9 protein-coding genes are annotated in these 10,510 nt (G+C 73.0%); 4 read left to right on the forward strand and 5 right to left on the reverse strand.

The annotated features are described in order from the left end of the window. The 3 genes from ABTY20_RS26345 to ABTY20_RS26355 are packed head-to-tail and all read right to left on the reverse strand — an operon-like array spanning position 1 to position 2,790. Positions 1–912, reverse strand: a complete 912-nt coding sequence (locus tag ABTY20_RS26345; protein WP_351999535.1) for an ABC transporter ATP-binding protein — start codon at positions 910–912, stop codon at positions 1–3. Continuing rightward, complete coding sequence (locus ABTY20_RS26350) at positions 909–1,826, reverse strand: ABC transporter permease (RefSeq protein ID WP_351999536.1); 918 nt, start codon at positions 1,824–1,826, stop codon at positions 909–911. The genes ABTY20_RS26345 and ABTY20_RS26350 overlap by 4 nt, the downstream gene beginning before the upstream one ends. Next, positions 1,816–2,790 (reverse strand): ABC transporter ATP-binding protein, encoded by a 975-nt coding sequence (locus ABTY20_RS26355; protein ID WP_351999543.1) that lies wholly within the window; start codon positions 2,788–2,790, stop codon positions 1,816–1,818. Before ABTY20_RS26355 ends, ABTY20_RS26350 begins: the two co-directional genes overlap by 11 nt. Positions 2,791–3,010: 220 nt before the next feature. Here ABTY20_RS26355 and ABTY20_RS26360 point away from each other — a divergent pair, with 220 nt between their 5' ends. The 4 genes from ABTY20_RS26360 to ABTY20_RS26375 all read left to right on the forward strand — a co-directional run bounded on the left by ABTY20_RS26360 (position 3,011) and on the right by ABTY20_RS26375 (position 7,425). Continuing rightward, positions 3,011–4,774: an SDR family oxidoreductase gene (locus ABTY20_RS26360; protein WP_351999537.1), complete on the forward strand. Its 1,764-nt coding sequence runs from the start codon at positions 3,011–3,013 to the stop codon at positions 4,772–4,774. A gap of 160 nt (positions 4,775–4,934) precedes the next feature. Further along, on the forward strand, positions 4,935–5,483 hold the full coding sequence (locus ABTY20_RS26365) for an RNA 2'-phosphotransferase (protein ID WP_351999538.1): 549 nt from the start codon (positions 4,935–4,937) through the stop codon (positions 5,481–5,483). Positions 5,484–5,546: 63 nt separating this feature from the next. Beyond that, complete coding sequence (locus ABTY20_RS26370; RefSeq protein WP_351999539.1) at positions 5,547–6,449, forward strand: LLM class flavin-dependent oxidoreductase; 903 nt, start codon at positions 5,547–5,549, stop codon at positions 6,447–6,449. Positions 6,450–6,537: 88 nt separating this feature from the next. Next, positions 6,538–7,425, forward strand: a complete 888-nt coding sequence (locus ABTY20_RS26375) for an HAD-IIB family hydrolase (protein WP_351999540.1) — start codon at positions 6,538–6,540, stop codon at positions 7,423–7,425. 4 nt (positions 7,426–7,429) lie between these two features. Here ABTY20_RS26375 and ABTY20_RS26380 read toward each other — a convergent pair whose 3' ends face one another. Together ABTY20_RS26380 and cydC are read right to left on the reverse strand one after the other, a co-directional pair. Beyond that, complete coding sequence (locus ABTY20_RS26380; protein WP_351999541.1) at positions 7,430–8,482, reverse strand: M23 family metallopeptidase; 1,053 nt, start codon at positions 8,480–8,482, stop codon at positions 7,430–7,432. Between the two features lie 182 nt (positions 8,483–8,664). Next, the coding region (gene cydC, locus ABTY20_RS26385) for a thiol reductant ABC exporter subunit CydC (RefSeq protein WP_351999542.1) at positions 8,665–10,510 on the reverse strand (1,846 nt) is incomplete at its 5' end.

Here is a 10,510-nt window from a genome sequence, read left to right on the forward strand (position 1 = left end):
CTACGCCGTGACGAGATACGAGAAGACGGACTCGAGGGACTCGTCGGACGGCGAGACCGTGAGCAGCCGGATGCCGTGCTCCTTGGCGACCTTCGGCAGCAGGGAGGTGAAGCGGCCGAAGTCGACGGCCTGGATGCGCAGGGCGCCCTCGGCGTGGTCGACCTCGATGCCGGACGTCGACGGGTCGGCGATCAGCGCGGCCGCGAGGGCGCGGTCGTCACTGGAGCGCACCAGGTAGCGGTGCGGGCGGTCGGTCATCAGGCGGCGGATCCTGCGGAAGTCGCCGCTGGCCGCGTGCCGGCCGGCGACGACGACCTCGATGTGCCAGGCCAGTTGCTCGACCTCTTCGAGGATGTGGGAGGAGAACAGCACGGTGCGGCCCTCGTCGCCCATCCGCCGCAGCAGGTCCATCAGCTGCATGCGCTGGCGCGGGTCCATGCCGTTGAAGGGCTCGTCGAGCAGGAGCAGCGACGGCTGGTGGACCAGCGCGGACGCCATCTTCACGCGCTGGCGCATGCCCTTTGAGTAGGTGGCGATCCTGCGGTCCTGCGCGTACTCCATCTCGACCGTGGCGAGCGCCTGCTGGGCGGCCTTGGCGCCCAGGCCGTGCAGTTCGGCGTTGGCGAGGACGAATTCGCGGCCGGTGAGGAAGTCGTACATCGCCTCGCGTTCGGGGACGATGCCGATGTGCCGGTAGACGGCCTCGTTGCGCCACACCTGCTGTCCGTCGAGGGTGACGGTGCCGGTGGAGGGGGCGAGGAAGCCGCCCATCATGTTGATGAGGGTGGACTTCCCGGCGCCGTTGGGCCCGAGGAGGCCGGTGACGCCGGGGCCGACGGTCATGGTGATGTCGTTGACGGCGACCACGTTGCCGAACCAGCGGGAGACGTGGTCGATGCTGAGCGTGGTCACAGGCCCACCTTCTTGTAGCGGCGCACCAGGAGGCCGTAGCTGGCGGCGATCAGGCCGAGGGTGAACAGGACGTAGACGACGCCCTCGGCGTTGCCGGGGCCCACCCCGCCGGGGAAGGCGGAGCTCGCGCCCAGGAAGGCCGACTGCACGCCGTCGATGAGGGTGATCGGCGAGAACAGGCCGATCCAGGTGATGGCGGTGTTGCCCTCGCTCTGGACCTCCGCGATCGCCTGGAGGGTGGAGACCGCGCCGTAGGAGATGGTCAGGACGGCGATGACGGCCGCGATGCCGAAGCCGCGGCGCGGGGTGACCGACGCGATGACCAGGCCGATGCCGGCGAAGAGCAGCGAGAGCAGTGCCACGGAGACGAGTCCCTGCGCGAATCCCTTGGTCTGGTCGGTGAAGTCGAGCTTGGCCAGCAGTGCGCCGATGTACAGCACCAGCAGGGGGGCGGCGGTGAGGATGAACAGGGCCGAGGCGAGCGCGGCGAACTTGGCGCGTACGTAGTCGGCGGTCTCGATGGGCCGCGAGAAGTACAGCGGCACGGTCTTGAAGCGCAGGTCGCGGGAGACGGACTGGGGCGCCTGCGAGGCGACGTACAGGCTGATGACGGCCTGCATGACGATCGCGTAGCGGGTGTAGTCGAGGGGCAGTTCCTTGGCCTTGGTGGCGACGGCGACGGCGACCATGATGGCGGCGGGCACGCACATCACCACGAACAGCAGCATCGGCAGCACCTTGGACTTCACCGAGCGGCCGAGGCCGTAGGAGCCGCGCAGGGACTGCGAGTACAGCGAGAGCCTGGCGTAGGAGCGGCCGAGGCGGGGGCCGTCGTAGGAGCGGTAGCCGATGTTGTGGATGCGGGTGTCACCCGACGCGGTGGCCGGTGCCTGCGTGGACCGTTCAGTTGCCATGGCCGACCGCCTCCTTCCGCTGCTCGCCGCTGCTCGCGTCGCTGTTCTTGAAGACCTCGGAGATGTGGTGCCGGCGCTGTTCCATGCGGACCAGGCCGAGACCGAGGTCCGCGATGACGTCGCGGACCAGGTCGTACGTCTCCTCGCCCCGCGCGGTGAGCAGCAGGACGTGTCCGGCGCCCGGCAGTGCGCTGCCGTCCTCGACGGTCACTCCGCGCGCCCGGAGCGCGTCGCGCACCGCGCGGGTGCCGTCCGGGTGCTCGTCGGTGTCGGTGACCTCGATCGCGAGGGTCGTGGTGGTCTGGGTGAAGTCCGTGGTGGAGCTGGAGCGCAGCAGCTTGCCGCCGTCGACGACCACGACGTGGTCGCAGGTGCGTTCCAGTTCGCCCAGCAGGTGGGAGGTGACCAGGACCGAGATGCCGAAGTCGGTGTGGATGCGGCGGATGAGGCCGAGCATCTCGTCGCGGCCGACCGGGTCGAGGCCGTTGGTGGGCTCGTCCAGGAAGACCAGCTGGGGGTCGTGGACCAGGGCCTGCGCGAGCTTCACCCGCTGCTTCATGCCGGTGGAGTAGCCGCCGATGGGGCGGTAGCGCTCCTCGTACAGGCCGACGTGGCGCAGGGTGTCCGCGGTGCGTTCCCGTGCGGCGGTGGGCGGCAGGCCGGACATGCGCGCCATGTGGACGACGAACTCGGTGGCCGAGACGTCCGGCGGCAGGCAGTCGTGCTCCGGCATGTAGCCGACCCGCTCGCGGATGGCGGCGCCCTCGGTGGCGACGTCGAGTCCGAGTACTTCGGCGCGGCCCTCGGTGGCGGGGGACAGACCCAGCAGGATCTTGATCAGTGTGGACTTGCCGGCTCCATTGGCTCCGACGAGTCCGGTCACACCGGGCCCGACGTCCACGGAGAGCCGGTCAAGAGCGGTCACCCGGGGGAACCGCTTGCTCAGGCTTTCGGTCGCGATCACAGTCACGTCCCCGACGGTAGTGACCCGTACCACCGCGGTCGTCAGACCGGAGGGCCGTCTTGGGTCCGTCTGGAGTTGTAGAGGCCCGTAGGGGCACCTCCTTCCCCGGGGTCGTCCACAGCCCCGGGATCCGCTCTTGACGGGGCTGTGGACGACTGCGAGATTCGCTCGTGTCACGTGACGGACACGGAGCGCAGCCACGACCGCGAGGGGTGACGGCTTGTCGGGGACGGTGTGGGCGGGGGCGCGGGAGCGCCGGGTGCGTACGGGCGGGGTCGAGCTGTGCGTGGCCGAGCTGGGCGAGCACGGGCGGCCGACGGTCGTCCTGGTGCACGGCTATCCGGACAGCAAGGAGGTGTGGTCCGAGGTCGCGTCCCGGCTCGCCGGGCGTTTCCACGTCGTGGCGTACGACGTCCGGGGCCACGGCCGGTCCACGGCGCCGCGTCCGCTGCGCGGCGGGTTCACCCTGGAGAAGCTGACCGACGACTTCCTGGCCGTCGTCGACGCGGTCAGCCCGGACCGGCCGGTGCACCTGGTGGGGCACGACTGGGGCTCGGTGCAGTCCTGGGAGTTCGTCACGGTCGGGCGCACGGCGGGGCGGATCGCCTCCTTCACGTCGATGTCGGGGCCGTCGCTCGACCACTTCGGGCACTGGATCCGGCGGCGGACGAGACGGCCGACCCCGCGCCGGATCGGCCAGGTGCTGGGCCAGGGCACCAGGTCCTGGTACATCTACCTGCTGCACACGCCCGTGCTGCCGGAGCTGGCCTGGCGCGGGCCGCTCGGCAAGGCCTGGCCGCGGATGCTGGAGCGCGCCGAGAGGGTGCCCGGCGACGACTACCCGACCCCGTCCCTGCCGTCGGACGCGGCCCACGGCACCTGGCTCTACCGGGACAACGTCCGCCGTCGGCTGCGCGAGCCGCGCGCCGATGCCCACGCGCACGCGCCCGTGCAGCTGATCACGCCCCTGAAGGACGTGTTCCTCTCCGAGCGGCTCCACGACGATCTCGAGGAGTGGGTGCCGCGGCTGACCCGGCGGACGCTCCCGGCGAAGCACTGGGTCCCGCGCAGCCGCCCCGACCTGCTGGCCACGTGGATCTCCGACTTCGTCGTGTCCGTGGAGGACGGCGTGCCGAAGGCGCCGGCTCCGGGCCGGTACGCCGACCGCTTCGGCGGGCGGCTGGTCCTGGTCACGGGGGCGGGCAGCGGCATCGGGCGGGCGACCGCGCTCGCGTTCGCGGAGGCGGGCGCGCGCGTGCTGGCGGTCGACCGGGACGCCGAGGCCGCGGCCCGCACCGCCGGGGAGGCCCGCGGTCGCGGAGCGGCGGCGGCCTGGGCGGAGACGGCGGACGTGGCCGACGAGCAGGCCATGGAGAAGCTCGCCGAACGGGTCACCACCGAGCACGGCGTGGTGGACGTGCTGGTGAACAATGCCGGCATCGGGCTGGGCGGCTCCTTCTTCGCCACCGCCCCGGAGGACTGGCGGAGGGTCCTCGACGTCAATCTGTGGGGGGTGATCCACGGCTGCCGGCTCTTCGGGCGGCGGATGGCCGAGCGCGGACAGGGCGGCCACATCGTCAACGTCGCCTCGGCGGCGGCGTTCCAGCCGTCCAGGGCGCTGCCCGCCTACAGCACGTCCAAGGCGGCGGTGCTGATGCTGAGCGAGTGCCTGCGGGCGGAGCTGGCGGACCGGGACATCGGTGTGACGGCGGTGTGCCCCGGGTTCGTGAACACCCCCATCACCTCCACCGCGCGCTTCGCGGGCGTGGACGCGGAGGAGGAGCGGCGACTGCGGAAGCGGACGGCGCGGCTGTACGGGCTGCGGAACTATCCGCCGGAGAAGGTCGCCGCCGCGATCCTGCGGGCGGTGGTGCGCGACGAGGCGGTGGTGCCGGTCACCCCGGAGGCGCGGACGGCCTACGCGCTGTCGCGGTGGGTGCCGGGGGTGCTGCGGAGGGTCGCGCGGGTGAAGCCGCCGATCTGAGGGTGGGCGAGGGGCATCCGGCCGACAACACCCCTTCAGGGAACGTCGGTTGTCCACAGTCAACGCCAATTCTCCTGTGGATAACCACACTTGGCTGTGGATCAAACCTCCGGAGCTAAATCGATCGCGTGATGCGTGTCTCTCCCGGCAGTCTGGACGGATGGATGAGAGGCGCACCGTGAAGGTGTCGAAGTACCTCGCCAGGCATCTGCGCCATCAGCCCGCGAGGATCGGGCTCACGCTCGACGGGGGCGGCTGGGTCGAGATCGACACACTGATCGCCGCGGCGTCCGCACACGGCTTCCGGTTCACCCGGGAGGAGCTGGACCACGTCGTCGCCACCAACGACAAGCGGCGCTTCGCCGTCGAGGGCACCCGGATCCGCGCCAGCCAGGGGCACAGCATCGGTGTCGACCTCGGCCTGCCACCGGCCGTCCCGCCCCCGTACCTGTACCACGGCACCGTCGCCCGGAACCTGGAGGCGATCCGCGTCGAGGGGCTGCGGCCCATGAACCGGCACGACGTGCACCTCTCCGCCGACCGCGGGACGGCGGCCCGCGTCGGCGCCCGTCGGGGCCGACCGGCCGTCCTGTCCGTGGACGCGGCCGCCATGCACCGTGACGGTCATGTCTTCCACAGGAGTGCCAACGGCGTCTGGCTGACCCGGGCCGTACCGAGCCGGTATCTGAGGTTTCCGGCCCATCACTGAGACGGAGTGCGGGCAGCGTGATCGTTTCACGTGAAACACGGTTCTCCGCATAGGCTCGATGGCATGACTCTGCGCCTGAGCACCGTGATCCTCCCGTACCGCCGCTGGCACGAGGGCAGCCGCTCGGCGTGGGTGCGCGCCGAGGAACTCGGCTTCCACACGGGGTACACCTACGACCACCTGTCCTGGCGCAGCTTCCGGGACGGCCCCTGGTTCGGCGCCGTTCCCACCCTGACCGCCGCCGCGGCCGTGACCGACCGGATGCGGCTGGGCACGCTGGTGACCTCGCCGAACTTCCGGCACCCGGTGACCCTCGCCAAGGAGCTCATCTCCCTCGACGACATCTCCGGCGGCCGCGTCACGCTCGGGATCGGCGCGGGCGGCACCGGCTTCGACGCCACGGCGCTCGGCCAGGAGCCCTGGACGCCCCGCGAGCGCGCCGACCGCTTCGCCGAGTTCGTGCCCCTGCTCGACCGGCTGCTCACCGAGGACTCGGTGTCGTACGAGGGTGACTTCTACGCGGCGCACGAGGCGCGCACCATCCCGGGCTGTGTGCAGCGGCCCCGGCTGCCGTTCGCCGTGGCGGCCACCGGGCCGCGCGGGCTGCGGCTCGCGGCCCGCCACGGACAGGCGTGGGTGACCACGGGCGACCCCCGGCTGTACGAGGAGGGCACGCCCGAGCAGTCGGTTCAGGCCCTTCGCGGCCAGGCGGAGAGGCTGGCCGACGCCTGCGCCGAGCTCGGCCGGGACGTGACCGGGCTGGACAAGATCCTGCTCACCGGGTTCACCCCGGACCGGAACCGTCCGCTGGAGTCCCTGGACGCCTTCGTCGACTTCGCGGGCCGCCACGCCGAGCTGGGGTTCACCGAGATCGTGATCCACTGGCCCATCCCGGACTCCGACTTCGCCGCGGACCAGAAGGTCTTCGAACGGATCGCCATGGAGGCACCGGCGCAGCTGCGCTGACCCCGGTCGTCCCGAGGGCGCGGGGAAGAACGCTGGTGAGGGCGGTCATCACTCAAATGTGCGGAGTCCCGCACGGTCGTGCGGGCATATGCGGGACAATGGCCGGGTGACCTCAGCGACCCGACAGCCCGATACCCAGGCAGCCGCCACGCGACCGCGGCTCATCGCCACCGACCTCGACGGCACCCTGCTGCGCGACGACAAGTCGGTGTCCCCGCGCACCGTCGCCGCGCTCGCCGCCGCCGAGGAGGCGGGCGTCGAGGTCTTCTTCGTCACCGGTCGACCGGCCCGCTGGATGGACGTCGTCAGCGACCACGTCCACGGCCACGGTCTCGCCATCTGCGGCAACGGCGCGGCCGTCGTCGACCTGCACGGCGGCCCCGGCGCCCACCGCTTCGTGAAGGTGCGCGAGCTGCCCCGGAAGAACGCGCTGGACGCCGTGCGACTGCTGCGCGAGGCCGCTCCCGGCACGGTGTACGCCGTGGAGCAGACCTTCGGCTTCCACCAGGAGCCGACGTATCCGAAGCTGCACCTGGAGGTCCCGGACACGCTCGCCCCCGCCGAGGAGCTGCTGGCACCGGACTCCCGCACCGCCGACGAGCCGGTGCTCAAGATCCTCGCCTACCACCCCGAGCTCGACCCCGACGCCTTCCTCACCCTGGCCCGGCTCGCCATCGGCGGCCGTGCCAACGTCACCCGCTCCAGCCCCAGCGCCCTGCTGGAGATCAGCGGACCCGAGGTGTCCAAGGCCAGCACGCTCGCCCTGTGCTGCGCCGAGCGCGGCATCTCGCACGAGGAGGTCGTCGCCTTCGGCGACATGCCGAACGACGTCGAGATGCTGACCTGGGCCGGTCGTTCCTACGCGATGGGCAACGCCCACCCGGACGTGATAGCCGCCGCCTCGGGCCGTACGGTCGCCAACAACGACGACGGGGTGGCCGTGGTGATCGAGCGGCTGCTGGACGCACGGCCGTAGCCGCTCAGAGCGGCACGCCGCGCCGCGCCAGCCACGGCACGGGGTCCACCGCCGACCCCATCTCCGGCGTGACCCTCACCTCGAAGTGCAGATGCGGTCCGGTGGAGTTGCCGCTGGTGCCGGACTGGCCGATCCACTGCCCGGGCGTCACCCGCTCCCCCTGGTCGACGGCGACGGCGGCGAGATGGGCGTACTGGGTGTAGTAGCCGTCCACGTGCCGGAGCACGACCTCGATGCCGAAGGCGCCCCCGCAGGACACCTTCACCACCGTCCCGGCGCCCACGGCCCGCACCGGTGTGCCGATCGGCACCGCGAAGTCCTGCCCGGTGTGCCGGTTCGCCCACCGCGCGCCGCCGCGGCCGTAGGAGGCGGACAGCTCGTACGTCTCCACCGGCGCCACCCAGCGGGTGGTGAACCGCGTCCGGGGCTGGCCGAGGCGGACCGCTCCGCGGCAGGCCCCGGCCGCGACGGAGGCGTCCGCCTGGCCCTGGAGCTTCCAGCGCGCGGCTTCGAGCTTCGCCTCGATGTCCCGCCGCAGGACGGCGAGTTCCGTGTTCCGCTTCTCCAGCCTCTTCCACGCCGCCGCGGCCTTCGCCTCGTCACGGGCGAGCCGGGCCTCGGCCCGCTCACTGAGGCCGATCGCCTTGTCGAGCGACGCCTCCGCCTGCCGGACCACACGCTGACCGCGCATCATCTGCTCCGGGTCGTCGGCGAGGAGCAGGTGCGCGGTGAGCGGCAGCCCACCGCCGTCCCGGTACTGGGAGCTCGCGATCCGCCCCAGGTCCTCGTGCAGCCCGGCCAGGTCCCGCCGCTCGCGGTCGAGCCGTTCCTCCAGCCGCTGCGCCCTGGCCCGCTGTTCCTCGGCCTCGCGCCGGCCGGCCTCGTACCGCTCCGTCGCCGCCGCCGCTTCCTCGTACAGCCGCGCCACCTCCGCGCCGACGCCGGACACGGGGTCGTGGCCGGGGACGCCGTCTCCCTCGGTGGGCCGGGCGGCGAGCACGGCGAGCGCGCACAGCGTCACGGCGACGAGCAGCGGATGGCGGCGGGTGAAGCGCATGACTGCGATCCTGGCCCCCACCCCGGCGCACGGTCCTGTTCACGTCGTACACATGGGGGACCACTGGCCCCGGACGGACCAGCGATACCGCCGAACAGCGGTCTCCCCTTCCAGGCTTGACGCCTCGTCACGCACCGGGCCCCCGGACCCGGCACCCCGTCGCACGCCGGAACCCCACCGGTCTAGCCCGCCGCCACCAGGAGGCCCGCCCGCTCCTCCCGGCGCGCCATCGACCGCAACGGACCGGCCGCCGCCACGAGTTCGGCGTACGGTCCGCGCTGCACCACCCGTCCCCCGTCCAGCACGACGACCTCGTCCACCGCCTCCAGACCGGCCAGCCGGTGGGTGATGAGCAGCGTCGTGCGGCCCTCGGTCGCGGCCAGCAGGTCGGCGGTGAGCGCGTCCGCGGTCGGCAGGTCGAGGTGTTCGGCGGGTTCGTCCAGCACCAGTACGGGGAAGTCCGCGAGCAGGGCGCGGGCGAGCGCCAGCCGCTGCCGCTGTCCACCGGACAGCCGCGCCCCGTGCTCACCGACGAACGTGTCGAGCCCCTCGGGCAGACCGTCGGCCCACTCCAGCAGCCGGACCCGGGCGAGCGCGTCGCGCAGGTCGTCCTCGGTCGCGTCCTTCCTGGCGAGCAGCAGGTTCTCCCGTACCGAGCTGTTGAAGAGGTGGGCGTCCTGGGCGCACAGTCCGACCAGTCGCCGTACGTCGTCGCCGGCCAGGGCGCAGGCGTCCACGCCGGCCAGGGTGTAGGAGCCCGCGCCGGGGTCCAGGAACCGCAGCAGGGACTGGGCGAGCGTCGTCTTCCCGGAGCCGGACGGGCCCACCACCGCGATGCGGCGCCCCTTCTCCAGCGTCAGGTCCACCCCGGCGAGCGCGTCCCGGTCCTGTCCGGGGTGCCGGGCGGCCAGCCCCTCGACCACGAGCGGGAACGGCGAGGCGGGCGCCCGCCGGGGCGCCTCCGGCTCCCGTACGGGGACCGGGGCGTCCAGGACCTCGTGGACGCGCTCGGCGCTGCGGCGCACCCTCTGCCGGTACTGCACGGCGAGCGGCATCCCGAGGACGGCCTCGAAGGCGGCCAGCGGAGTGAGGACGACGACGGCGAGGGCCACACCGTCCAGCCGGCCGGTGGCCACGGCCCCCACGCCGACGAGCGCGGCGGCCGCGACGGTCAGCCCGCAGACCAACGCCGTGAGCCCGTCGCCGAGCGCGGTGGCGGTGGCGGCGCGCGAGGCGATCCGGGTGAGCGTGCCGTCGGCCCGGCGCGCCTCGGCGGTCCGCGCGGACAGGGCGCCGGAGACGGTCAGCTCGGCGGTGCCGGTGAGCAGGTCGGTCACCCGGGTCGCGAGGACGCCCCGCGCCGGTGCCAGCCTGCGCTCCGCACGACGGGCCACGGCACCGGTGAGCAGGGGCACACCGGCGCCCGCCGCGAGCAGTCCGGCCGCGAGCACGGCGCCCGCCTCGGGCAGCAGCCAGGCGGTGAAGCCGACGGACAGGGCGGAGACCACGACGGCCGCGCCGGCCGGCAGCAGCCAGCGCAGCCAGTAGTCCTGGAGGGCGTCCACGTCGGAGACCAGCCGGGAGAGCAGGTCGCCCCGGTGGGCGCCGCGCAGTCCGGCGGGTGCCAGCCGCTCGAGGCGCCGGTACACCGCGACGCGGGTGTCGGCCAGCATGCGCAGGACGGCGTCGTGCGCGACGAGCCGCTCGGCGTAGCGGAACACCGCCCGGCCGATACCGAAGGCACGGGTCGCCGTGACGGCCACCATCAGATACAGCACGGGCGGCTGCTGCGAGGCCCGGGAGATGAGCCACCCGGACGTCGCCATGAGCCCGACGGCGCTGCCCAGGGCGAGGGTGCCGAGCAGCAACGCGAGGGTGATCCTTCCCCGCCGGGCGCCGGACAGGGCACGGACCCGGGCGAGCGCACCGCCCGGGACCCGTGCCCGTTCCTCGTGCCCGGCGGGTCCGCCGTCCGGCACGGGGCCCGTTCCGGCGGCCGTCGCGGGACGGCCCGCCGCCCGCGGGGAC

The organism is Streptomyces sp. NPDC126497, from assembly GCF_040302425.1.
GTDB lineage: Bacteria > Actinomycetota > Actinomycetes > Streptomycetales > Streptomycetaceae > Streptomyces.